Genomic DNA, 25,096 nt, shown 5'->3' on the forward strand with positions numbered 1-25,096 from the left:
TCATCTTATCAATCCGGATTGGAGTTTTTAACATTTAAAATTTTCTTTAACAAATGGCAGTTTTTGATTTAGATATGATTAAGAGCGTATATGCTCGCATGCCTGAAAGAGTAGAGGCCGCTCGCAAAATTGTGGGAAGACCTTTAACCTTGGCAGAAAAAATTCTTTACTCACACTTATGGGAAGGAGCTCCTGCAAAAGCATATAACAGAGGGGTTGATTATGTAGATTTTGCTCCAGACCGTGTAGCCATGCAAGATGCCACTGCACAGATGGCCTTATTGCAATTTATGACTACCGGGCGTCCAAAAGTTGCCGTTCCTTCTACTGTACACTGCGACCACTTGATTCAAGCAAAAGTAGGTGCAGCTGACGATTTAAAAGTTGCTAACGAAAAAAATAAAGAGGTTTACGATTTTCTTTCATCGGTTTCTAATAAATATGGTATCGGCTTCTGGAAAGCAGGTGCAGGTATTATTCATCAGGTAGTGATTGAAAACTATGCTTTCCCTGGTGGTATGATGATTGGTACTGACTCTCACACGCCAAATGCCGGTGGTTTGGGTATGGTGGCGATTGGTGTTGGCGGCGCTGATGCCTGCGACGTTATGTCAGGCCTGGCATGGGAATTAAAAATGCCAAAATTAATCGGTGTTAAATTAACCGGAAAACTAAAAGGATGGGCTTCTGCAAAAGACGTAATTCTTGAAGTAGCTGGCCAGTTGACCGTAAAGGGTGGAACAGGTTATATTGTTGAATATATAGGTAAAGGTGCAGATGCTTTATCAGCAACCGGTAAAGGTACTATCTGCAATATGGGTGCCGAAATTGGTGCAACCACTTCATTGTTTGGTTATGACCGTAAAATGGCTGCTTATTTGAAAGCAACGGGTCGTGCAAGAGTTGCTTCTTTAGCCAATGGTATTAAAGACCTACTTCGCCCTGATCAGGAATGTATTGATAACCCGGAAGCGTACTACGATCAGGTAATTGAAATCAACCTTTCAAGATTGGAACCACGTATCAATGGTCCTTTCACTCCAGATTTAGCATGGCCTCTTTCTAAATTCGCTAAAGCCGTTAAGAAAAACAAATGGCCTGAGAAATTGGATGTAGGTTTGATTGGCTCATGTACAAACTCTTCTTATGAAGATATGACACGTGCCGCTTCGATTGCTAAACAAGCTGCTGATAAACACATTGTTGCAAAAGCAGAATTTACTATCACCCCAGGCTCAGAACAAGTTCGTTATACAGCCGAAAGAGATGGTATCTTAGAAACCTTTAACTCAATTGGTGGTGTAGTATTAGCTAATGCTTGTGGGCCTTGTATTGGTCAGTGGGCAAGACATGGTGCAGAAAAAGGTGAAAAGAACTCAATTATTACCTCGTTTAACAGAAACTTTGCTAAACGTGCCGATGGTAACCCGAATACTCACGCATTTGTGGCGTCTCCTGAAATCGTAACAGCATTTGCTATTGCAGGTAGCTTGACTTTCAACCCTGCGAAAGATACTTTGATAAATGAAAAAGGTGAGCAGGTAAAATTAGATCCACCACTTGGTGTAGAATTACCTCCGCTTGGTTTTGACGTGAAAGATGCCGGATACCAGAAACCTAAAAAAGATGGTAGTGGTGTAAAAGTAGCTGTTAGCCCAACATCTGACCGTTTGCAATTATTAGAGCCATTCAAAGCATGGGAAGGTACTGATTTATCTGGCTTGAAATTATTAATTAAAGCGAAAGGTAAATGTACAACTGACCATATTTCAATGGCTGGTCCTTGGTTGAAATACCGTGGTCACCTTGATAATATCTCTAACAACTTATTGATTGGTGCTATTAACTTTGCTAATGGTACTGCCAATAAAGTGAAAAACCAATTGACAGGTGAGTATGGTGAAGTGCCTGCAGTACAACGTGCGTATAAAGCCGCAGGAGTTGGAACTATTGTGGTAGGTGACGAAAACTACGGCGAAGGCTCATCTCGTGAGCACGCTGCTATGGAGCCACGTCACTTAGGTGTTCGTGCAATTGTGGTACGTTCATTTGCACGTATTCACGAAACAAACCTGAAAAAACAAGGTATGTTAGCATTGACATTTGCTGACCCAGCTGATTATGATAAAATTCAGGAAAATGACACTTTCGATATCTTAGGTTTAACTACTTTTGCTGAAGGAGTGCCATTAACTTTAGTAGCACATCATGCAGATGGTTCAAAAGATGAAATCAAATTGAACCATACGTATAATACAAGCCAGATTGGCTGGTTCAAAGCAGGTTCGGCCTTGAATCTGATTGCAGCTGAGGTTTAATTCTTAAGAATTATATATTATTTGAAATATCCTGTGCAAACGCAGGATATTTTTTTGGCTTTCTTGCAAGTTTTACTAACACTATTATGCTATTTACAACATCTTGATTATTGGCTTATTTTGAGAAATTAAAGAATAACTCATAAAATGAAAAACATTCCGATTATTTTCATATTTCTCTTTTTAAGTATAATAAGTATAAATTGTATAGCGCAAATCCCTCAACCTAAGTCAGTTACTATTGATCCAGGTGTCAATAATATACAAGATATCAAAGGAAATCTTAAAGTAACAGGTTTTACCGAAAGTAACTCAGTCAGAGTCAATGGACTTTCTACAGGAAACCCATATATTGCCAGACCAGTTTATGCTAACAATGATGGGTTTTTAGTTACAGGGTATGTAACGGGTTACTTTAGTATCCATCCTTCGGCTTTCAAATTAAGTTACAATATTAATTCAGATGGAGCATCCACCGCGTATGGATCAGATTTTACTTATTATGCTGATCACTATGTTATATTTTTAGAGCCAAGTACAAACAGGGAGCTTTATACTCCACTTTTCTTTCCTCATAAAAGTAAACTAAGTGGCATTAAGTTTTTGTTTAGTAACAGTAATACTAATTCAGTATCAATAACCGGGGAGATTATTCGCGCACCAGTAGATAATTTTAATGGGGCTACAAGTATTTTTACTTTTAACACTCCTGTGTCTTCTAATTCCTCCATTGTCAGTATTAATATTCCAATAGACTTATTGGAGATAGATAACGAAAACTTTTCTTATTCATTAAAACTAAGTTCTTCTACCCAGAGCTGGAAGTTAATTATTATTGGAGGTGCTAATATTGAGTATAGAGATTTCTAGAATGAGCTTCTTTAAAAAAACAAGTACCCAATTCTAAAAAGTAGAAATAAATTATGGCTTCGCAAAATTCTTAGAAGCATCATCTAGAACCAGCACCCAATCCTGTCCATAACCTGAACGTGGTGGACTAAATTTCTGAGTACCTTTATTTTCAACTTTATTAATTTCCTGAACCTTGCCGTTTCTAGGATCAAACCAATAAGCGTTGAGCTGAGTACCTGATATTTTACCTAAATTAACCGTAAAAGGTTTTCCTGCTGCAGAATAAATAAAGGCATAATCTTTCCCTCTGGTTGCCTGAATGCGCTCGCTTGGCGCCTGATTATTTTCAACTATCAACGATTGATCTGGAACTCTATCAAGAAAAGGATGGGATTCGATTAATCTTCTGGCATGTTGCATTTGTTTAGCACCGGGTAAGTCCAGTGCCTGTTGCCAATAAATATGTGGGCCATTTACAGCTTCTCTATTTGGAGAATACATCTGCCAGATGTCATGACAACCATAGGTATGACCAAATGCTCCAGCAAAAAGGTCTAAATACGCATATTTTCGCACATCATAGGCATTTGAAGTACCTAAATCATGGGCATTGAAACAAACCGGATGATCTTCATAAAGAGGTTCTCCATCAATAACCGGCTTTACTAAAGCTCTGTCGTAGGAACCTTTTATATTATCATATATAGGGGTATCTCGACAATGCCCGTTCTGAAACATATTGAAATCGAACCAATCATCTGTATGAAACCATTCACTTGAACCCTCTTTATTAGGTTGTGGATGATAGGTTATTAATGCTTTATCATTGCCGCCAACGCCTTCAACAATTCCGGCTGCCATAGCTCTCCAAACTTCTACATCATTTGTATTGGCTCTAGGTTGTCTGTCTCCGCCTAATATCCAGATAATATTCTTTTTGTTTTTATATCGAGTGGCCAACCATTTGCCGTATATTCTGGCATTGTCTACATTAAATACTTCAGGACCTTTTCCCCAGCTTGACTTATTGAGTTTGTCTCCCCAGGTTGGTAAAAAGCCAATTGTTAAATTATATTCCGCGGCTTTATCAATGATATAATCTACGTGCTTGAAATAAGCCTCGTTAGGCTTGGTAGGATCGTTATTAACTAAAGGTAAGTCTCCGTAAGTATTAGGCACTCCCAAGCCATCAAATTCAGCTAGAGCTACAGCTTGTATAACAGTATAATTTTGTGACGCGCGTTTTTTGAGATAATAATCCGCATCATCCCTATCAAGTCTGTGGAATAGTTCCCATGCTGTATCTCCTAACCAGAAAAATGGTTTGCCATCTTTAAGTAGAAAGCGCTTGTTTTCACTGACTGAAAAGGTTTGTGCTGAAAGGCTAAAACCAATAAAAATTAATAATAAAGTTAAATAGAGTCGATTTGATTTCATATTGTAATAGGAATTCGTGATTGAATAGAAATCCAAACTAATGAATAAAATCGAAAAAAATAAGTGCTTAGGAAAATATTATAAAAATGCCGATAAGTACTTTTCTTATTTATCGGCATAGAATTTATTTATTGAATTAGGTACTTATGTTGCAAGGAATGATTTCTTACGAGATACAGAGTATCAGTAATTTTAAAGATGTAATATTTCTCCTGGTTTTGCTTGTTTTAACTTTTCAATAATTTCGTATCCATGTTCTTCTGAGCTACAAGGAATTATGATTTTGTTAGGTGCATTTTTGATGTCATTGATTACCGCAAATTTTCGGCCACCATTAGTTGTATTTTGAGGGTTCCGATAATTTTTGGTCTTTTTAGTCTCATCTGTTAAATTAGTTTAATGAGGATAAAAGATGTCTTTACTAATAAAGACTGATAATCATCTAGTCTAATCAATCCTCAAAAAACACACAACTGCCACCAACCCAATCAAAGTTCTTGTTGAAGTTTACACCAATCATTTCTCCCCGGCTTAATCTGGCCAGATTAGTGACTAGGGTAGGGCGTGGTGCTGAATCTTCCCAGGCAAATAGCATTCTAATTTCTGTTTTTATGAGGTTACCTTCCGGGTCTTCAATGATTGGCTCGTATTTAACTTTACGTTGAATCAGGAAGTTTTCTTTGTCTTCAATAGCATTTAAATCTTCTTTCGTAAAATTGAGTTTTACCCCACTTCCGGCAAATGAAAACAGAGGTTTCAATACATAATTTTCTAAATCAGCAGGGTATTCTTTTAAATCAGATAAATATTCACTCTTAGGTACAAACGGACTTTTGAGTAGGGGCAAAGTAAACTTGCTGATTCTGAAAAACCAGTTTGGATGTGTCACCCATTTTACATCTACATCATCAGTCAACTTAAACTCTGTTTCTAAATCCGGAAAGTTCTGCAATAAATCATCGAAAATCAAACGGTTATAAATACGTTTGATTTCAATTTTTCTGCCGTCTTTTTCGTAGTATAAATTTCTGCCTTCTTTTTTGATTTTAGTTAAACAAACAGGTTCAATTCCCCATAATTGCTTGGTTATTTCAAAATCCAAACGGGTCTTTTGTTTTTCAGGATAAATCTCCAGAAGAATTACATTCTCAGCCTTTTTACCTCCTGAAAAAACCTTTTTCATAAACTCTACATAGCTTGCCATATTCAGGCGATTAAAGTATTGGTTGAAATTCTTTGGATGATAAAAGAATTTCTTATACTTCTGTCCGATATACCATTGATAACCAAAGAGGGATGGGAAGCCTTGCAACTCAATCAATTGTGGGCTTAATTCTCCCTTTTCATCTTTGCAGACTGCAAAATCAATCGCTAAAAAATTAGGATGATTATCTTCATTCGGCACATTTTGATTGGCTGGAATAGCTCTATCTGTTTTAGCCTTAAAATCTTCTTTGGTGAGTGTATCAATAATATCGTTACAGGCCTGTAATATTTTGATTTTGAGCAATTGAGGAACAAACACAGGTGTTTCTGCAACGCGAAAATCTAATTGTGACGGGAAATCTTTTTCAATTTCGGCTAGAAGTGCCTGATATTTTTCTATTGAAAAACTTTCATTGAATTGATGACGGATTTCAGGAATCATAAATTATTGGGATTATTGTGGCGGTGAATTTAAAGATTGTGCCAAGAAAACACAAACAAATTGATGAATGATATAAAACAAAGAGGTTGGTCATTCCTTTCCAACCTCTCTATCAAATAATTTACGCCATTTCTAATATATTTTCGGCGGCATTTCGAAGGAAAGTAGGAATAATGACTGATTCAGTGAGCATAATTTTATCAGGATCATCTAAACGATCAATCATTTCTTCATATTTTTCTGAACCATATTCCTTGATAACGGCCAGCATTTTTTCAGGTTGCTTGAAATAGTGCATCATCCCTTCTGAATCTGCTTCCGGATGAAACTGTGTACCAAAAACTTCATTAGAGAAACGAATGGCCATCACTGCACGCTCTAAAGGTACATAGGGACGAACTTTCTCCAGACATAACACTTTTGCACCAAATTCATGTATTTTCTCCCAATTGGGTTGAACTAATTGATAATCTCTTGAATCAACTGCATAGAAAAGTTCGGGTAGTTTATCAAATAAAGGTTCATTTTCTCCATCTTCAGTTCTATGAATCGGCATAACCCCAAACGAAGTAGATCTTCTTTTACAAACTTTGCCAAATCCTAAATGGTTGCTTGCAATCTGGAATGAATGGCAAATCAGAAAAAGATATTTCTTAATTTCATTTTGCTGGTTATACTCAAAAATATCATCGATAAAATTATTAAATTTTGCTTCCCAGAGATGACCTTCCGGCAATGGATTTCCAGGGCCACCAGTAGAGATAAATATCTGATATGCATTTATATCAGGGATTTCATTTTTCTGACGTACGTCAAAAATATCATAGCGACCACCAACGCCTTCCTCCGACAAAAACTGGTCGCAAATCATCTTTATACAACGCATACCTTCATTAGGCCTGCCTTCGTACATGTCTAAAATTGCAATATTCATAATCAAAACAGGCTTGTTTTTTTATCAACAAGGCTCATATTAGTAAGAAATTAACACAAATTTAATAAAAAATTACTGATTTATTTATTCGGATTATCATTAAAGAAACAAATCCTGTAAGCATTATACTTACAGGATTGATTCAACCTAAAACGAGATAACATTTTTAATGAGTTATTTCATTCAATATTTAAAGGCCTACTCTAGTTTCTGAAACTATATAGTCAACTACAGATTTTAAATCATTGGTTTCTTCAAATACTCTCAATTGTCTGTCTGCTCCACTTCCCATTTTTAAGATTTCATGGATGTATTCTACCTCCTTGCGGCTTCCCAGTTCATCCAGTACATCGTCTACAAATTCCATTAACTCTTCTGCCAGATGCGAATAAGGAACTTCTGCTTCTTTACCAAAGTCAATCAGGTTTCCCTGAATACCGTATCTAGCTGCACGCCATTTGTTTTCACTGATAAGCATTCTATGATAAGTGCGGAAGCTTAGATTCTGTTTATGGAGTTTATGAATTTTGGCAATGATTGCCTGCATTAGCGCAGCTAAGCAGATGGTCTCATCAACACGCATCGGAATATCACAGATTCTGAATTCAAGTGTTGGATAGAACGGGTGCAAACGAATATCCCACCAGATTTTTTTGCCGTTATCTATACAATTGGTTTTAATCAATAGATTGACGTAGTTATCATATTCGGCTACACTTGAAAAATAATCCGGGATACCCGTTCTTGGGAATTTATCGAATACCTTAGAACGATAAGATTTAAAACCAGTATTGCGCCCACACCAGAAGGGAGAATTGGTTGAAAGCGCATAGATATGCGGCAAAAAATACCGTGCTGTATTCAATATCTGCATACCCTCTTCCCGATTTGGAATACCTACGTGTACATGTAGACCAAAAATTAGATTTCCACGAGCTACGTCACGCATATCGTCAATCAATTTCTCATATCTTTCGTTTGGTGTTATTAATTGGTTTTGCCAATCTGAAAACGGGTGAGTTCCTGCTGCAGCAATATGAAGGTTTTGTTTGGCAGCCAGATCGAACAACATTTTTCGCAAATAGGTTACTTCTTCTCTGGCTTGTTGAATGTTTTCGCATACGCTCGAAATCATTTCAACTACTGCCTGGTGCATTTCCTGTTTAATTCTTTCCTGCAAAATTACCTGACCTCCCTCAACTAATTTAGACATATGTGAACGAAGTTCACGTGTTTTTGGGTCAATTGTCTGAAATTCTTCCTCAATACCTAATGTAAATTGTGACATAATTTTCTTAGTTCAGGGGGTTAACAGTGGAACAGTTTAGTAGGGTTGGCAATAGATAGGGCTATTGCCAACCGAGTCAATCGCTTATTTTTTCTTAGCTGCTTTTTTAGGCGCTTCTTCTTTTGCTGCGGTAGCTTTCTTAGCTGGTGCTGCCTTTGGCGTTGCTTCTGCTTTTTTTTCTGTTGCTACTTTTTTAGCAGGAGCCGGTTTTGTCTCTGTTGCTGGAGCAGCGGGAGCAGGAGGTACACTATTTCCAACGGCAGAGCCTACAAATGTGCCCCATGTACAGTTATTTTGACCAGGTTTCTGCTCAATGGCTCTTTCAATTGCCATTTTCGCTGCATTCTCTACAATCCATTCAAAATTTTGTTGACCTACTGAATTAACATCAGCATCAGGCGCAGGATTACAGAAGTCAATGGCATAAGGGATACCATCACGAACAGCAAACTCAACTGTGTTGAAATCGTAGCCTAAAGCATTATTTAATTTCAAAACATAATCGGTAATCGTTGCCATCAATTTTTTATGCTCTTCACCTTGTGTTTTAGGTTGCGTTGCATAACGTAAATGATGCGGATTACGTGGTTCGTATGGCATGATATGTACATATTTGCCATTTAAGCAATAACAACGGTAATAATCTGTAAATATGATTTCTTCCTGCAATAGCATCACTAATTGTCCAGTCTCCTCATGTTTTTGCCATAGATCATTTGCATCATAAACTTTGTATACGCTTTTCCAGCCTCCGCCTGCGTGAGGTTTCATATAGGCAGGGAAACCGATTTGACCAAACATATATTCCCAATCCATCGGGAATTTCAGGTTTCTGAATGATTTCTCAGTTGTATCTGTTGGTCTTTCTTTGGAAGGCAAAAGTACTGTTTTAGGTACTGGAACCCCTAATTGCACCGCTAGGCAGTTATTGAAAAACTTTTCATCAGCACTCCACCAAAATGGATTGTTAATAACTGCTGTACCACAAAGTGCCGCATTTTTTAAGTATGCTCTATAAAAAGGCACATCCTGCGAAATTCTATCTATAATTACAGCATAATCTGTCGGCACACCTTGTTCTACTTTAGCAATAGATACAGGTTCAGCAATGATTCCGGCAGGAGCGGTTTTATTTACTTCATCAATAAATGCCCACGGAAAAGTATCTTCCATGCCAAAAAGAATTCCTATTTTTTTCATAAACAAGTCTTAATTAGATAATTACGTTATTTTTTTTTAAAATGTAATGAATCAATTTATTATCTGACTTTTCAGTTATTGATAAGTCAATTTTACAATTGTCCGGCTATCATCTTGCCAACGTACTCAGGGAACATCATACGCCACAAAGGCCAGTCGTGCGAAGCCCATTTTTTCTCATCATACGAATGCGGAATATCTCTGCTGGCTAAAATGCGCGACATATTGATATTATCTGCCTTACAAATATCCCAATCAGAAGTACCTAAAACAATCTTCATATGGTTATACTTCCATCCATCCTGATTCTGCATATAATCAATCGGGTTGTTGAAATAGACATTGTCATCAAAATAACCTTTCATGAAACTTTTAATTTCAAAAGCTCCACTTAGACTGAAACAATAATCAACCACATCTGGATATTTCAGCGCAAAATTTGTGCAATGATAACCCCCAAAACTACAACCTGCTACCGCAATTCTGTGTACACTGCATTCTCTTTGAATAGATGGAACTAGTTCCTCGCGTAGAAATCTTGTATAGAGGTTATAATTGAAAATTTTGACATTCGGTGATAAGCCTTGTGCATAGAAACTCTGAAAATCTATACTGTCAACATTATATAGTTTTACCTTACCCTCATTCACTAAATTGGCAACAGAGTTATTCAATCCGAAATCACGGTTTTGCAGATAATTGCCCATGGAAGTCGGAAACATAAGAATAGGATAGCCCCAATGTCCGCTAATTAATATGTCGATATCTCGACCTAAAAAATGAGAAAAGAATTTAATATGTTTTTCGTCCATACAGCTTAGAATGCTTAAAAAGCCCGTTGTTTCAGAGCAGTTTTTTTGTTTGATGAAATAATTTAATGCAAAAATCGGAGTTAATTCTCTAACGAGAAAATGTTTTGCAAAATAAAATTCTGATAAATCCTTATTTTAAGCGTTCGTATAAATATAAAATTTTGTAAATATTTTATCTGAAAAAATAAAATATTGTTTTGTGCTGGTTTGGTGTTTTCGATTGTTGAATTTGTATTTTTGTCAGAATAAAACATTTAACTGAAATATTAGTCGATTTTAATCAAGGAAACAAATGATTCTCAAAAATTTTGTTCTCACATTCGGACTAATGGCTTTTTTATCAGTCTTTTTACCAATTAAAACCTATTCACAAGTGCATCAGATTTCCGTTCAGAAAAACCTTAAAATTCGTTCAGAATACCTCAATCGGGAGGTTTTTTATGATATAATATTACCTCCTCATTACTACGTTAAACACAACCAGAACAAAGTGCTTTTTATGAATGATGGTCAGGATTTAGAAGCACTCAATATGGAGCAAATTCTTCAGGACCTTTATCAAAACAATGAGATTGAACCTTTTGTTTTAGTGGCCATTCGTACCAATGAGGATAGAATTAAAGAATATGGCACTGCTGCGATGGCAGATTATAAAAATAGGGGTAATCTGGCTGGAAAATATAATAATTTTATAATAAATGAATTGCTGCCAAGTATTCATCAGACTTATCATACTTCGACGCACAAACAAGATAATTTCTTTTGCGGTTTTTCATTAGGTGGGCTTTCTGCTATTGATATTGTTTGGAACAATCCGGAAAAATTTTTGAAAGCAGGAGTATTTAGTGGGTCGTTCTGGTGGAGAAAAAAAGCTTATGAAGAAGGTTATGATGATGATAAGGACAGAATAATGCATAATATTATAAAAGAAGGCAAGTACAATAATGGGCAGAAATTCTGGTTTGAATGTGGTACAAATGATGAAAAAGATGACCGTAATAATAATGGAATTATAGATTCAATAGAAGACACGCTTGATTTAATTGCAGAATTAGAAAACCTTGGATATAAAAAAGCCGTTGATATAGAGTATTATGAGGTAAAGGACGGAGAACATAATCTGAAAACATGGAGCGAAGCAATGCCTGTTTTCTTGAAATGGCTGGTCGGAAAATAAAACCTCTTCGTGCGTTAATTCACTTTTAAATCTTTTATGCTCAGACTATCATTTATTTATTTTTTCTTCTTTTGCTATACTGAATTATATGCAGGTGGTATAAAAGGGGTAATTACGAATACAAAAGGCGAACGATTGCCTTTTACCTCTATCATTGTTAAGGGACAAAACTCCGGTACAATGGCAAATGCAGAAGGCGAATATCTGATGAATCTGAAACCGGGTACTTATGATGTGAACTTTCAGTTTTTAGGCTATAAAACTTTAACCAGACATATTTCTGTCGGTCAGGATTTTATTGAGCTAAATATCAAATTAGAAGAGCAAACGGTTTCGCTAAAAGAAGTTAAGATAAGTTCAAAGGAAGAAGACCCCGCCTATACCATTATGCGGAAAGCCATAGCTAAAAGTAAAATTCATCAGAAACAGGTGATTAGTTATCAGGCGAAGGCTTACGTCAAAAATTCAATTCTACTCAATAAAATTCCTCTGGTTTTAAGAAAAGACCTTAATAAACAGAATATCAAAGAAGGGGTACCATTTCTGTCCGAATCGGTCATGGAAATTAGTTTTGCTCAGCCTAATTCAAAATATACAAAGGTTTTCGGGCAGAAGAGTACTTTTGAAGGACTCTCTATGTCGGATGGCTTTTATCTTTTCGATTTCTACGACCCCGGCACTAATCGTGTTTCTCCGCTTTCTCCTTTGGCATTCAAATATTATCGATTCGAATATGAAGGGTTTTTCGAAGACAGAGGCTTAATCGTCAATAAAATTAAAATCATTCCAAAATCATATGGTGATGGCGTATGGCAAGGCACTATTCATATCATTGATAATTATTGGAATATTCATAGCGTAGATGTAGAAACGATTGACAATGGATTAAACCTAAAACTGAGCCAGTATTATGGCCCGATAGAAAAAGTCTGGCTACCTATTAATCAGCGGCTGGATTTTTCGGGAAAACTATTTGGTTTTGATTTCCTGATAAAAGCGCAAGTGAATGCTAATTATTCTACTGTTAAAACCAACCCGGCTTTTGTAGAAGAAATCAAGTTAGTTGATGAAACCAAAGAGGGTAAATTCCAGAATCCACTTTCAAAGAAAGCATTAAAAAACTCAAAAACAGAAGAGTTACTGAAAGATCAGAAAGAGTTTTCGCTTAAGAATATGAAGAAAATAATGAAAGATTTTGAGAAAGAGGAGAGGGCAAGTGCCAAAGAAGAAAATCGAGATTTAGGTATTCTTAGTAGTGAAGTAATTGAAATTGACCCGCAAGCCAGAACAAGAGATACCACATTCTGGAGTACGGTCAGAAATATTCCGTTGACCTCAGAAGAAAAGAAAAGTTATAAATATGGAGATAGTATAAAGGTAGCCCATGTTTTGAAGAGAGATAGCCTAAAGAGAGACTCTATTCGAAAATCGTGGCAATATTTTATCATGAATTATGACTTCAAACTTAAAAATGGTAATTATCTGCATTTCGAACCTCCTTATATGCCATTTGTTGGGTTGAATTATAATTCGGTTGAGGGTTTTGTGACAGACTTGGGTTTAGGTTATAAAAATTATGCACTTTTTAGTCCAAGAGCTAAATTCAGATACAATGTATATGGTAATATACGTTATGCTTTTGAGGAAAAAGGCGTAAGGGGTAGATTAGGGTTTGACTTTGAAAAAGCTGCCTCAAAATTGTCGATAGGTTTAGGGAAATACATTACTCAATTTGACCCAAATAGTTATATTTTTGAATGGATGAATTCGGTGACTACGCTTTTCAATGAACAGAATTTTATGAAAATATATGATAAGAAATACTTCAATCTGGTTTATACTTTTGAAAAAGATGCCCGATTGTCGTTATCTACAAATATTGAAATATCAGAACGATCTCCCTTGGAAAACCTTAATAAAATTTATAGAGTCAAGGATTATGCAAAAAATGGGTTCTCTGTCAATAACCCACCAAGTATTGAATTAGGTAATGGCGCTTTTGAAAGAAATACGGCATTTATCTGGCAAGGGCAAATTAGATGGACTCCATCATCTAAAATTATTGTCAAAAATGGTGTGAAAAGGTATCTGATGGGTAAAGCTCCTGCAATTACCCTTACTTATAAAAAAGGAATGCTTGATACAGATTTTGATTATATAAGCCTGAATGTGAAACAAAATATTAATCTAGGCCAATTAGGTAAACTGGATTATATGATTGAGGCAGGTGATTTTCTGAATAGCAGAAAGATTTATCTGATGGATTTGAAACACATCAATAATAATTATCTGAATGCCTTGCAAACGGGCCTTTTTGCGCGTTATCGTTTACTTGATACTAGGGTACCCGTTGAAGGAGAGGAAGGCATTACCTATCTTAATCCATATAGATTCAGCACTAAGGGACGCTATTTGCAAGGGCACGTTATTAATGAATTTAAGAAATTACTGCTTACGCAAGTCCCAATTGCACGTATATGGGGTTTAAAGGAAGATATTTTTGTGAATTATCTGAACTCGCCTACCTTAAAGAATTATGTAGAGATTGGTTATGGGATAGATGGAATATTGAAAGCGCTTCGTATAGAAGCTGTGATGAGCTATGAAAATGGAAAATACCAAAGGTGGGGAGTAAAATTGGGTGTAACCATGTAATAAACACTATATGAAATTCTTGCTGCTACTTATGCTGAGTATTTTATCCTTTACTTCAGAACCAGATTTTTTTAAGAAACAATTAGAATTCCCCAGAGTTTCGAAAGCCTATGAAACCAAAGGAAAAGAGGTTGAGAAACTATTAAAATCAAATGGTATTCACACTTCAAAGTTCGATTTGTTTCTGCGCGGTTTGAAAAAAGAACAAAAATTGGAAGTATGGGCAAAGAATAAAAATGCGACTACTTTTACTTTAATTAAAACATACGATTTCTGTACTTTCTCTGGTAAACTAGGACCTAAAAGGCGTTCTGGTGATTTGCAAATTCCAGAAGGAGTGTATCATGTAATTAATTTCAATCCTCAAAGTGCCTATCATCTTTCGTTCAAAATTAATTATCCCAATAAATCTGATCTGATTTTTGCCGATAAGAGCAATCCTGGCAATGATATTTACATTCATGGTGATTGTGTCTCAATTGGCTGTATTCCTCTAGGTGATGATAATATTGAAGAATTATATTTATTAGCAGCGAAAGCCAAAAATGCTGGTGGTATGATTCAGGTATATATCTTTCCCTCTCACCTGAATACAAAATCCTTCTCAAAACTCAAGTCGGAATATGCTGATAATAAAGAATTATTATCATTCTGGACGAATCTAAAGCCTATTTATGATGTCTTTGACAAAAGTAAGCAATTGCCATTGGTGCGAGTTAATGCTAAAGGAAAATATAAGATAGATTGAAACTAACCAGATTCTTCTCAAATTGGTAATATTTAAACAATTCTCATTTCGTAGAGTATTATCTTTAATAAAATACCGTTATTCTAAAAAAGAACGATGCGTTTTGCTTAGAAAAAGGTATATTTGATTTAACAACTACATAACTCTATGAAAACTTTTAAAATCTACTTTGGTAGACAAACTATGCTCGTGCTTATTTTGTCTCTCCTGTGCTCATTTCATTGCTTTTCTCAGGTTGAATTTCAGAAATTCCCTACCAATAATCAGATTCTGCAAAGAGATGAAAAGGATGACGCTATTATCCATGTTATCGGAACAGTCAATGCAGCTACAAGAGGTAAACTCACGTTAAAAATATGGCAGGAAGAAAAACTGTATTCTGAAAATGAAATCATTCTAAACGGTCAGACACAAATTAGTTTTTATCCCAAAATCAAGGCAGGCGAATTCAATTATTTCATCAAGCTTTATTACAACGATAACGAAATAAAAAAAGCAGATAGGGTAGTAGGGGGAGATATTTACCTGTTTTATGGGCAATCAAATGCTCTGGGGTATAGTGGCATTAATGAATACCAGCCTTTGAGGAGCGTCTTTCTCCGCTACTTTGTTATGTATAATTTTAATAATAAGGATAGCGAATGGCTGGTGCCATTTGAGACCTCACAATGGCCTGGTACAGGGCTTTTTCCATTAGAATTGGAGCGAATGCTTTATCAGAAGCATAAATATCCAATTGGAGTTGTAGTGGGTGCTGTAGGGGGAGCAGATATTGCAACGCTAAGTAGCAGAAATCCTGCAAACCCAACGGATGTTCATACAGATTATGGAAAACTTTTGACTCAGGTAAATGCGAGTGGTATAAAAGATCAGGTAAAATATTTGATTTTCAGACATGGTGAAAGTGATGCAACATTTTATGGTTTATCTGAAACTTATCCGCATCAGTTTACAAAACTGCTTAATTATCTGAAAACAGATATTCCTCACATAAAAAAAATCTATAATTTTCAGATTAATATTCTGAATACACATAATACTAAAGCAGGTTTTCTGAGAGAATTTCAACGGAATTCTGAAAATGTATCTTCAATCATAACAAATATCAGCACAGTTGGCACTAAGGGCTATGATGGACTTCATTATAACACTGCAGGCTATCAGCAAACAACTTTTGAACTTTCAAGAATCCTGGACAAGGAAGTTTATGGAGGCAAAGAGTCTGCAGAGATATATTCACCTGATTTGAAAAAGGCTTATTGGGAAAATAACCAGTTGGTCTTAGAATTTGATGAAAACATGAAAATGGTATATCCAAAAGATACTACTATTAATAAGCACCTCTGGCGAATGAAGGATTTTATTTATATAGATGGAAAAAGTGGTTTGGTCAATTCAGGCTATAGTGTTAATAATAAGATTTACCTCAATACTACTGCCAAAGGCTCTACTGTATCATATTTACCATCTTCTTACGGTTCGCCCTCCCCACTTTCTTTTTATGAGGGCACGCACTTTACGAATTCACTAGGTATGCGGGCCTTTAGTTTTGATAATGTTAGTATTAAAAATAATCCTATTGAAGTTTCGCCGCATCTAGGGCCATTAACACTTTATGTAGATACAACTACTAAATGTATAGGCAACCAGGCGGAGGTTTTATATACGACCTATGAAGATTTATCAGATACTATATTTAAAGTGCAGTTATCGGATGAAAATGGATCTTTTACGTCGAGTAAAATAATAGGAGAAGGAAATACTTCTCCTATTCTGGTAACTTTTTCAGAGGATGTGAAAACAGGGAACTATTATAAAATTAGACTTATTGCGGATAATAAAACCAATGAATTAACGACTAATAGTTTTGCTATTCAAATAAAACCGTCGGTTACTATTACCACAAAAACACCACAAATTAATGAAGGCTCTGATGGAAGTCTTAGCCTTAAATTTACAGGATCACCTCCGTTCGATTTTATGCTTTCTGACTCAACAACGCATAAATCAGCCAAAAATGATTTAGATTTAGTTGTAAGACCCCTTGAAACATTCGCTTATTCGGTAATTAATGTAAGGAATATATGTGGTAACGGTAAAACTGAGGGTGTTGCAGATATTGAAGTGAAAAAGGTTATCCTAGTCAATGAACCAACTAATAACCATTCTATTAAGGTATTTCCCAATCCGGCAACGGATCACTTCATTATTACGACAACCAGCAAATTAATGACTGATTTTCGACTATTTGATGCAAAAGGCAGACTAGTTGAACAAACACATTTTTATGAACAGCAAAAAATCTCTACCAGAAATTTACACAAGGGTGTTTATATCTATAGGATGAAAAGTGGTAAATTAATAAACTCAGGGAAAATAGTTATAGAATAAACAAACCATTATATCGCCCGGATAGTTAAGCTTTTAAATTGCTGATTTTGCCATCTGAAAATTTGGCACGTTTTTTTCTGAATTAATAATCAAATACATATATCAGAAATCATTTATTTGTGTTTAAACCAGGCCATTTTTACCAGAAGAAGAGTTTTCTAAAACTTGTGTTGCCAATAGTATGCTGTTGGCAAATGACTTATTCACAGATATCGTATCAGAAATTTCCACTTTCGAATCAGGTTCTTCAACGAGATGAACTGAATGAGGCAACTGTTAATGTAAAAGGGCTGGTTACTGAAAGAAATCATTCTACCATTACTTTAAGAATATTTCAAGACGAAAATATTTCCTATGAAAACACCCTCAATATTTCAGGTGTTTCTCCTTTTGAATTCTCGCCAAAAATCCGTGCAGGCAAGTATAACTACTCTGTCAAGCTATATCTTGACGGGAAAGAGGTAAAATCTGCTTCAAGAGTAGCTGCCGGAGATGTGTTTTTAGTATACGGACAATCAAATGCTCTGGGTTACGGTGGTATCAATGAATATCAACCTGCCAGAGACCCCTTTTTAAGGTATTATGTGATGTACGATTTTAATAGTAGTACAGGCGAATGGTTGGTGCCATTTGAATCCTCACAATGGCCAGGAACGGGTTTAATAGCTTTGGAATTGCAAAGAATGCTTAGTCAGAAATACAATTATCCGGTTGGTGTAGTTGTAGCGGCAGTGGGTGGGGCAGCAATTAAAGCGTTAAATGATAGAAACGCACAGAATCCGGCTGATCCTAATAATAATTATGGAAAAATGATTATTCAGGCTAATGCCAGTGGATTAAAGGATCAGATTAAATATTTAGTATTCAGGCATGGAGAGAGCGATGGCTATTATTTTGGAGATTCAGAAGCATATCCTGAGCAGTTTACAATTTTGTATAATTACCTGAATAATGACTTTCCGAATCTTCGCAAAATTTATAATCTTCAGGCAAACATCTTGACTCAGGCCAATAATAAAGCCGGTTTTTTAAGAGATTTTCAGAGACGAAGCAAGTATTTATATCCTAAAATTAGTACGCTTAGTACAGTTGGAACCAGAGGATACGATGGACTACATTATAGCTTTGATGGTTATCAGCAGACTGCCATGGAATTATCAAGAGTTATAGGCAGAGAGGTTTATGGGAACTATGAATCAAATGAAGTTTATTCTCCGGATATTCAAAGGATTTACTGGGAGGGCAATCGATTAGTTTTAGAATTTGATGCAGGTATGCAGATGATTTACCCAAAAGATTCTACAGCAAATTCTACCCTGAGAAGTATGAATGACTATATTTATGTAGATGGTAGAAATGGTGTAGTTCAGTCTGGCGAAGGCATTGGCAATAAGATTTATTTGAATCTTGCCAATATCAGCAATCCCAAAACTGTTTCGTATCTACCGGATTGGTTTGCTGATAATACTTATCCGTTTTATAATGGTGTTCATATTAAAAATAGTTGGGGTATGCGGGCTTTTAGTTTTGATAATGTTCAGATTGGAGGGCAGGCGCCAGAAATACCTACAACTCCAGACCCACCAACCAATCCGGAACCCCCAATAGTGACACCGGATCCACCGACTAACCCTGAGCCTCCGGTAAATCCACCAATTACCAATAATCCTGATTCTTCGGTTACCCCGACATCTTTGGATTTAACAGTTAGTCCACATGAGGAGATTATGGTTAAGCTAACCTGGAACGGAAATGCGCAAACCAAGTATCATATCTGGCGTAGTGTCAATAATGCAAATAACCTGTCGGAGATTGGGACAATTAACGGTGATAATTACTATGATACACAAGTAGAGCTGAATAACCGTTATTATTATCAGGTTACGGCTGAAACGACTAACGCTGAAAAATCTGCGGTAAAAGATATTTTATTAAATTGTCTGGATAATGTAATCTTAAAAACGATAACCCAGTTGGCTTATATTGGGGCAAATAGCTCAATTTCTGCATTCATTTCGTTAAATAGCACAAAACAACTAACTTTGGAAGCAAATAAATTTATAGATCTTAATCCCGGTTTTGATGCTCAGCAAGGAAGTGTTTTTTCAGCACAGATTGGTGGTTGCAAAAACGATTAAAGGTCTTATCATCATTCTGTCATATAAGTTCATGCTTCTTTTCTTTCAGCCAAATATTTCTCAGAATCACTTTCTTGATATTGAAGACTCCCGTCATTGTGTAAAGGTCTTAAGAAAAAACACTAAGGATATTATACATATAGTAGACGGTGTAGGGGGATTGTATACCTGTGAGATTACTAAGGCAAATGATAAAAAGTGTGAATTTAATGTCATTTCGGAGCAACAAAACTTTCAGAAAAGAGAAAGTTATTTGCATATTGCGATTGCCCCAACTAAGAATGCAGATAGGCTTGAGTGGTTTATTGAGAAATGTGTTGAAATAGGGATTGATGAAATTTCGTTAATACAAACAAAACATTCAGAGCGAAAGCATCAAAAAGTAGAGCGGCTTGAAAAAATAGCTATTTCTGCCATGAAACAGTCTTTAAAGGCATATTTGCCTAAGATTAATGAATTGATACCTTTTGACAAATTTTTGAAAACTGTTGAGCAGGAACAAAAGTTTCTGGCTCATCTGACGGATGATTCGAAACCTTTAGTAAGTTTGTTGAAACCCCAATCATCGTATTGCATCATGATTGGCCCGGAAGGTGATTTTTCGGCTGACGAAATTCTGCTGGCAAGGCAAGAAAAATTTGAATGGGTTACATTGGGGAATTCCAGATTAAGAACAGAAACCGCAGGCATGGTGGCTTGTGCGCTAAGCAATAACCTACCCGGATAAAATAAAATTAACCGCTATGATTGATTCGATGAAAAAGATTATTAAAATTTCACTACTTGGACTAGTGTTATGCTTTACACTAATCATCAAGGCATTGGCCCAACAACCAACTCTAAAAATTGCTAAACTTCGTTATGGTGGTGGTGGAGACTGGTATGCTAATAAAACGTCTTTGCCAAACTTGATTAAGTTCTGTAATCAGAATCTTAAGATGAATTTATATCCCGAGGAAGACATTGTAGAAGTTGGGAGTGGAGATATTTTTCAATATCCGTTCATTCATATGACAGGGCATGGAAATGTGGTTTTTACAGATGCCGAGGTTCAGAATCTTCGGAAATATCTGGTTTCAGGAGGATTCTTGCATATTGATGATAACTATGGATTGAATAAATTCATCCGTCGGGAAATGAAAAAGGTATTTCCTGAATTAGAATTTATTGAACTACCCTATAATCATCCAATATATCAACAGAAATATAAATTTCCGAATGGCTTGCCTAAAGTGCACGAGCACGACAATCTACCACCGCAAGGCTTTGGCTTAATCTGGCAAGGTAGATTAATTTGTTATTTTAGCTATGAATGTGACTTAGGGAATGGCTGGGAAGACCAAAGTGTTTACCATGACCCAGAAGAATTGCGCCAGAAAGCATTACAAATGGGAGCCAATCTGATACAATACGCTTTTACCAGTTATTAGATATAATACAAATAGGATAATTCTTAGAAATAGTTTAGGATATTTTAAAGAACTTTCTCGTTTCTTTTGCAACATCGTAACATTTTTAAGAATTATGGCGTTTAGAATCTATATTTGTATTTTAATCTAATTACTAAACATTCGAAAAATGGTTGCCGCATTATCCTTTTTTATTGGACACTGGTACTTATCATTGTTTAGCCAAACATTCTTTTTGCACAGATATTCTGCGCATAAAATGTTCACAATGAATAAGTTCTGGGAAAAATTCTTTTATTTTCTTACTTACGTTTCACAAGGCTCATCTTATCTTAATCCACGCTCATATGCCATTTTGCATCGCATGCACCATGCTTATAGCGATACTGAAAAGGACCCACATTCACCACACCATACAGAAAATGTCTTTACAATGATGTGGAAAACAAAAGAGATTTATAATGCCTTATTGAATTATAAGTATAAAATTGAAGAGAGATTTGAAAAGGATTTACCTGAGTGGAAAATCATTGATAAAATCGGTGATACATGGATTTCAAGAATCAGTTGGGGAGCAAGCTATGTATTGTTTTATATATTAGGCTTTTTCTATTTGAATATTCACTGGGGATTCTTCTTCTTATTGCCAATTCACTTCCTAATGGGACCAATTCATGGTGCTATTGTAAACTGGAGTGGACACAAATACGGATACCAGAATTTTGATAATAAAGATGAATCTAAAAATTCTCTATTTTTTGACTTTTTGATGTTAGGCGAATTGTTTCAGAATAATCACCACATGCATCCAATGTCAACTAATTTCGGTAAGAAATGGTATGAAATAGACCCAACTTATCCAATTATCAAATTTCTGACCTGGACAAAGATTATTAAGCCGAAAAAAGCGGCAAAAAAAGCTGTTCATAGTCATTAAAAAAGAATGGGCTTTCTTAACAAATCGCTAGAAAGCCCATTCTTTTTAATTTATTTCCAATCCCGATTATTGAGGATTGTTTTTCAATTCTTCTTCCAAATGTCTTTTCAGACTTCTGCAGGTACTCTCTAAAATCTCAATCATCTTCTTATCTCCTGTGGAATCAGCCAACAATTGAGCTACATTTCCTACAATATCTATGGCAAAATGTTTCATTTCGTCAGAAGGCATATCTTTTGTCCAAAGATTAATTCCTAGTAAACCTTTGTGATAATGGTCCCAAACACTGATTGAAATGGCTTTGCTTTCGTTGATTCCCTCATTAGGATTTTCAGTAGCATCCCAAAAAATTTTCTCCGGAATTCTGGTTTCGTCTAATTCGACAGTAAAATTGATTTCTGATTTCTTCATTCAAAATTTTAGATAAGTGAAACGGCCGTGGCTTTATTATGCTAAGGAATAAGCTGATTATTGTATCAATACTTTAATCATAGTTGTAAAATTATTTTTTCAATCAGAAAGTTCAAAATCTAGGTAAAATTCTGATTAAGAGATTCTGAATTTTACGAATGATTCAATTAGAATGTAACTTTTCTATGAAAAAATTTAATTAACGTGTGTGTGCATGAGAGGATAATTCGATATAATCTGTATATTTGGAACAAGGATTTACCCTGATTACCTGATGATTAACCTTTCACGAATATTTAAAATTTGTTTATTTCTTATTTCTCCATTGTTTGTCTTTGCCCAGAAGATTAATCGCGAAGCATTGGTTGGCAGGCATAAAGTAATAGTAAAATCATTAGATACCTTATCTTCTCTTACAGTCGGAAATGGCAGTTTTGCCTTTACAGTAGATGCTACCGGATTGCAGACTTTTCCCGACTATTACGCCAATGGAATTCCCTTAGGCTCGCAATCAGATTGGGGTTGGCATAGTTTCCCAAATAAAGAGAATTATAGTATTGAAGAGGGATTTAAAGAGATAGATAGCCATGGTCGGAAAGTTATTTATACGCCACAAGTATCAGAGCCAGAAAGAAAAAGAGAAGCGGCTAATTTCCTACGCCAGAATCCTCATAGAATACACCTCGGAAATATTGGCCTGGAATTATATAAGAAAGACGGTACAAAAGCCAATATTAAGGAGATAAATGAAGTCGAGCAATCGCTTGATCTTTGGACAGGTGAAATATCCAGCCATTTTGTTTTTGACGGACAATCAGTCGATATAAAAACAGTTTGTCATCAGCAGAAAGATGCAATTGGCATTTCAATCAATTCTCCTTTAGTAAAATCAGGTCAGTTGATGGTACGAATCAGAATCCCTTATCCTACGGATAAATTCCTGGATAATGGCAATAACTGGGCTAATTCGGATAAGCATAATTCAATCATTACCAAGCTAGGGGAAAAACGAGTGCTTGTTCAACATAAAATTGATAATCTGAATTATAGCATCAGTCTTAATTCTGATTTGAATCTTAAATCTCAGATTAAACAAGCACATTATTTTATTATTCAACCAGCAGTGCAAACTGAGAAATGGTCATTTACCTGCGATTTTGCTGAAAAAAACTCTTCAAGCACTCAATTGAATTTTTCAACTGTAGAAACCAATAGTCAACAAGGCTGGAATAAATTCTGGAATTCTGGTGGGGCAATTGATTTCGCAGGGAGTACTGATAAACGAGCTAATGAATTAGAGAGACGGATTGTCTTATCTCAATATCTCACAAAAGTTCAAGGAACTACCAATACTCCACCACAGGAAACCGGATTAACCTATAATAGCTGGTTTGGTAAACCTCATCTGGAAATGCATTGGTGGCATAGCGTGCACTTTGCTTTATGGGGACGAATAGATTTATTAGAAAAAAGCCTTGACTGGTACAGGATTGCCTTACCAACTGCAAAGAAAATAGCACAAAGACAAGGTTTCAGAGGTGCCAGATGGCAAAAAATGACTGATAATAAAGGCGGTGAAACTGGTTCATCTGTTGGCGCTTATCTTATTTGGCAACAACCACATATTATTACTTTTGCTGAATTGTGTTATAGAGAAAAACCAACAAAACAAACCCTTGAAAAATATAAAGAACTGATTTTTGAGACTGCCAACTTTATGGCTTCATATGCTTATTTTGATAAGCAGAAAGGCAAATACATATTAGGTAAAGGTTTGATACCTGCTCAGGAGAGATTTAAACCGGAAGATACTTATAACCCGACTTACGAGCTTAATTATTGGTACTGGGCTTTGAACGCAGCGCAGGAGTGGAGAAAAAGATTAGGCTTAAAACCTGATAAATCATGGCAGGATGTAATTGATCAATTAACTCCGCTTCCGATAAAGGATGAGGTTTATCTGGCAACTGAGAGTGCGCCTGATTCTTATACCAATCCTGAATTATTGACTGATCATCCATCTGTATTAGCTACTTATGGTATGCTTCCTGAAACTGCCATACTTGATAAAAAAATCATGAAAAATACTTTTGAAAAAGTATGGAAGGTATGGCATTGGGAGGATACGTGGGGCTGGGATTTCCCGATGGTTGCTATGGCTGCCACTCGACTTGAAATGCCTCAACATGCTTTGGATGGGCTTCTGATGAATATCAGAACAAATACTTATTTGAACAATGGTCATAATTTTCAGGATCAGCGCTTAAGATTATATATGCCCGGAAATGGTGGTTTATTGACAGCAGTTGCCTTGATGTGTGCAGGATATGATGATTGTAAGACTACAAATCCGGGTTTTCCAAAAGATGGACGCTGGAAAGTGCAATGGGAAGGATTAAAAAAGTTTTTTTAAATAAATACTTATGATGCAGAGAGTTGCCCTGAAAATGAAATTGCATGCCGGACAAACAGAGGAGTACAAACGCCGACATGATGAACTCTGGCCAGAAATGAAAGAAATGTTAAAAGGCATTGGTGTAGAAGACTATGCGATTTTTCTGGATGAGGAAACCAATATTTTATTTGCTTCACTGAAAATTGAAAACCCTGAACTTCTGGATACTTTGCCGGTAACAGAAACTGTTAAACGCTGGTGGGCTTATATGGCTGATATTATGGATACTAATCCTGATAATTCTCCTGTCTCAATACCTTTAAAAGAAGTCTTTTACTTACCCTAA

Annotated in this window: 19 protein-coding genes; 12 read left to right on the forward strand and 7 right to left on the reverse strand. The window is 35.9% G+C overall.

All coding sequences use genetic code 11. The features are described 5' to 3' along the window. Positions 1-53: 53 nt before the first annotated feature. Together ACYVFA_RS09035 and ACYVFA_RS09040 are read left to right on the forward strand one after the other, a co-directional pair. The gene (locus ACYVFA_RS09035) at positions 54-2,318 is read left to right on the forward strand and encodes an aconitate hydratase (protein ID WP_460471495.1); all 2,265 of its coding nucleotides are present in this window, start codon (positions 54-56) and stop codon (positions 2,316-2,318) included. A gap of 147 nt (positions 2,319-2,465) precedes the next feature. Continuing rightward, positions 2,466-3,188: a hypothetical protein gene (locus tag ACYVFA_RS09040; protein ID WP_460471496.1), complete on the forward strand. Its 723-nt coding sequence runs from the start codon at positions 2,466-2,468 to the stop codon at positions 3,186-3,188. A 51-nt stretch (positions 3,189-3,239) separates the two neighbouring features. Here the strand turns inward: ACYVFA_RS09040 and ACYVFA_RS09045 are convergent, their stop codons facing one another. The 6 genes from ACYVFA_RS09045 to ACYVFA_RS09070 form a co-directional block, all read right to left on the reverse strand. Next, positions 3,240-4,607, reverse strand: coding sequence for a glycoside hydrolase family 140 protein (locus tag ACYVFA_RS09045; RefSeq protein ID WP_460471497.1), 1,368 nt, complete (start codon positions 4,605-4,607; stop codon positions 3,240-3,242). 451 nt (positions 4,608-5,058) lie between these two features. Next, complete coding sequence (locus tag ACYVFA_RS09050; RefSeq protein ID WP_460471498.1) at positions 5,059-6,255, reverse strand: hypothetical protein; 1,197 nt, start codon at positions 6,253-6,255, stop codon at positions 5,059-5,061. Positions 6,256-6,376: 121 nt separating this feature from the next. Beyond that, entirely contained in the window at positions 6,377-7,189 is an 813-nt protein-coding gene (locus ACYVFA_RS09055; RefSeq protein WP_460471499.1) for a type 1 glutamine amidotransferase, read from the reverse strand. Positions 7,190-7,379: 190 nt separating this feature from the next. Then, positions 7,380-8,477 (reverse strand): carboxylate-amine ligase, encoded by a 1,098-nt coding sequence (locus ACYVFA_RS09060; protein WP_460471500.1) that lies wholly within the window; start codon positions 8,475-8,477, stop codon positions 7,380-7,382. Between the two features lie 84 nt (positions 8,478-8,561). Further along, complete coding sequence (locus ACYVFA_RS09065) at positions 8,562-9,677, reverse strand: ATP-grasp domain-containing protein (RefSeq protein ID WP_460471501.1); 1,116 nt, start codon at positions 9,675-9,677, stop codon at positions 8,562-8,564. Positions 9,678-9,769: 92 nt separating this feature from the next. Then, positions 9,770-10,489 carry an alpha/beta fold hydrolase gene (locus ACYVFA_RS09070; protein WP_460471502.1) on the reverse strand — a complete coding sequence of 240 codons (720 nt, stop codon included), beginning with the start codon at positions 10,487-10,489 and terminating at the stop codon, positions 9,770-9,772. Positions 10,490-10,781: 292 nt separating this feature from the next. Here ACYVFA_RS09070 and ACYVFA_RS09075 point away from each other — a divergent pair, with 292 nt between their 5' ends. The 8 genes from ACYVFA_RS09075 (at position 10,782) to ACYVFA_RS09110 (ending at position 21,944) form a co-directional block, all read left to right on the forward strand. Beyond that, positions 10,782-11,666 (forward strand): alpha/beta hydrolase, encoded by an 885-nt coding sequence (locus ACYVFA_RS09075; protein WP_460471503.1) that lies wholly within the window; start codon positions 10,782-10,784, stop codon positions 11,664-11,666. A 36-nt stretch (positions 11,667-11,702) separates the two neighbouring features. After that, a complete protein-coding gene (locus ACYVFA_RS09080; RefSeq protein ID WP_460471504.1) occupies positions 11,703-14,321 on the forward strand; it encodes a DUF5686 and carboxypeptidase regulatory-like domain-containing protein in 2,619 nt (872 codons plus the stop codon). 10 nt (positions 14,322-14,331) lie between these two features. Beyond that, positions 14,332-15,069, forward strand: a complete 738-nt coding sequence (locus tag ACYVFA_RS09085) for a L,D-transpeptidase family protein (RefSeq protein WP_460471505.1) — start codon at positions 14,332-14,334, stop codon at positions 15,067-15,069. Between the two features lie 147 nt (positions 15,070-15,216). Next, positions 15,217-17,460, forward strand: coding sequence for a T9SS type A sorting domain-containing protein (locus ACYVFA_RS09090; protein ID WP_460471506.1), 2,244 nt, complete (start codon positions 15,217-15,219; stop codon positions 17,458-17,460). A gap of 194 nt (positions 17,461-17,654) precedes the next feature. Continuing rightward, on the forward strand, positions 17,655-19,598 hold the full coding sequence (locus tag ACYVFA_RS09095; protein ID WP_460471507.1) for a sialate O-acetylesterase: 1,944 nt from the start codon (positions 17,655-17,657) through the stop codon (positions 19,596-19,598). A gap of 31 nt (positions 19,599-19,629) precedes the next feature. Further along, positions 19,630-20,325 carry an RsmE family RNA methyltransferase gene (locus tag ACYVFA_RS09100; protein WP_460471508.1) on the forward strand — a complete coding sequence of 232 codons (696 nt, stop codon included), beginning with the start codon at positions 19,630-19,632 and terminating at the stop codon, positions 20,323-20,325. Positions 20,326-20,353: 28 nt separating this feature from the next. Then, positions 20,354-21,028, forward strand: a complete 675-nt coding sequence (locus tag ACYVFA_RS09105) for a DUF4159 domain-containing protein (RefSeq protein WP_460471509.1) — start codon at positions 20,354-20,356, stop codon at positions 21,026-21,028. A gap of 148 nt (positions 21,029-21,176) precedes the next feature. After that, positions 21,177-21,944, forward strand: a complete 768-nt coding sequence (locus tag ACYVFA_RS09110) for an acyl-CoA desaturase (protein ID WP_460471510.1) — start codon at positions 21,177-21,179, stop codon at positions 21,942-21,944. Between the two features lie 66 nt (positions 21,945-22,010). On the opposite strand, the gene gldC is transcribed toward ACYVFA_RS09110, so the two are convergent. Next, positions 22,011-22,355: a gliding motility protein GldC gene (gldC, locus tag ACYVFA_RS09115; RefSeq protein WP_460471511.1), complete on the reverse strand. Its 345-nt coding sequence runs from the start codon at positions 22,353-22,355 to the stop codon at positions 22,011-22,013. Positions 22,356-22,629: 274 nt separating this feature from the next. Between gldC and ACYVFA_RS09120 the strand changes: the two genes are divergently transcribed. Both ACYVFA_RS09120 and rhaM read left to right on the forward strand, forming a co-directional pair. Beyond that, positions 22,630-24,768 carry a hypothetical protein gene (locus tag ACYVFA_RS09120; RefSeq protein WP_460471512.1) on the forward strand — a complete coding sequence of 713 codons (2,139 nt, stop codon included), beginning with the start codon at positions 22,630-22,632 and terminating at the stop codon, positions 24,766-24,768. A gap of 10 nt (positions 24,769-24,778) precedes the next feature. Further along, positions 24,779-25,096 carry an L-rhamnose mutarotase gene (gene rhaM, locus ACYVFA_RS09125; protein ID WP_460471513.1) on the forward strand — a complete coding sequence of 106 codons (318 nt, stop codon included), beginning with the start codon at positions 24,779-24,781 and terminating at the stop codon, positions 25,094-25,096.

Source organism: Emticicia fontis, assembly GCF_054779675.1.

Excerpts from the sequence above, each read along its gene's own strand:
- ACYVFA_RS09035 (WP_460471495.1), top strand. The coding sequence starts at position 54 with ATGGCAGTTTTTGATTTAGATATGATTAAGAGCGTATATGCTCGCATG.
- ACYVFA_RS09040 (WP_460471496.1), top strand. The coding sequence starts at position 2,466 with ATGAAAAACATTCCGATTATTTTCATATTTCTCTTTTTAAGTATAATA.
- ACYVFA_RS09045 (WP_460471497.1), bottom strand. The coding sequence starts at position 4,607 with ATGAAATCAAATCGACTCTATTTAACTTTATTATTAATTTTTATTGGT.
- ACYVFA_RS09050 (WP_460471498.1), bottom strand. The coding sequence starts at position 6,255 with ATGATTCCTGAAATCCGTCATCAATTCAATGAAAGTTTTTCAATAGAA.
- ACYVFA_RS09055 (WP_460471499.1), bottom strand. The coding sequence starts at position 7,189 with ATGAATATTGCAATTTTAGACATGTACGAAGGCAGGCCTAATGAAGGT.
- ACYVFA_RS09060 (WP_460471500.1), bottom strand. The coding sequence starts at position 8,477 with ATGTCACAATTTACATTAGGTATTGAGGAAGAATTTCAGACAATTGAC.
- ACYVFA_RS09065 (WP_460471501.1), bottom strand. The coding sequence starts at position 9,677 with ATGAAAAAAATAGGAATTCTTTTTGGCATGGAAGATACTTTTCCGTGG.
- ACYVFA_RS09070 (WP_460471502.1), bottom strand. The coding sequence starts at position 10,489 with ATGGACGAAAAACATATTAAATTCTTTTCTCATTTTTTAGGTCGAGAT.
- ACYVFA_RS09075 (WP_460471503.1), top strand. The coding sequence starts at position 10,782 with ATGATTCTCAAAAATTTTGTTCTCACATTCGGACTAATGGCTTTTTTA.
- ACYVFA_RS09080 (WP_460471504.1), top strand. The coding sequence starts at position 11,703 with ATGCTCAGACTATCATTTATTTATTTTTTCTTCTTTTGCTATACTGAA.
- ACYVFA_RS09085 (WP_460471505.1), top strand. The coding sequence starts at position 14,332 with ATGAAATTCTTGCTGCTACTTATGCTGAGTATTTTATCCTTTACTTCA.
- ACYVFA_RS09090 (WP_460471506.1), top strand. The coding sequence starts at position 15,217 with ATGAAAACTTTTAAAATCTACTTTGGTAGACAAACTATGCTCGTGCTT.
- ACYVFA_RS09095 (WP_460471507.1), top strand. The coding sequence starts at position 17,655 with ATGACTTATTCACAGATATCGTATCAGAAATTTCCACTTTCGAATCAG.
- ACYVFA_RS09100 (WP_460471508.1), top strand. The coding sequence starts at position 19,630 with ATGCTTCTTTTCTTTCAGCCAAATATTTCTCAGAATCACTTTCTTGAT.
- ACYVFA_RS09105 (WP_460471509.1), top strand. The coding sequence starts at position 20,354 with ATGAAAAAGATTATTAAAATTTCACTACTTGGACTAGTGTTATGCTTT.
- ACYVFA_RS09110 (WP_460471510.1), top strand. The coding sequence starts at position 21,177 with ATGGTTGCCGCATTATCCTTTTTTATTGGACACTGGTACTTATCATTG.
- gldC (WP_460471511.1), bottom strand. The coding sequence starts at position 22,355 with ATGAAGAAATCAGAAATCAATTTTACTGTCGAATTAGACGAAACCAGA.
- ACYVFA_RS09120 (WP_460471512.1), top strand. The coding sequence starts at position 22,630 with ATGATTAACCTTTCACGAATATTTAAAATTTGTTTATTTCTTATTTCT.
- rhaM (WP_460471513.1), top strand. The coding sequence starts at position 24,779 with ATGATGCAGAGAGTTGCCCTGAAAATGAAATTGCATGCCGGACAAACA.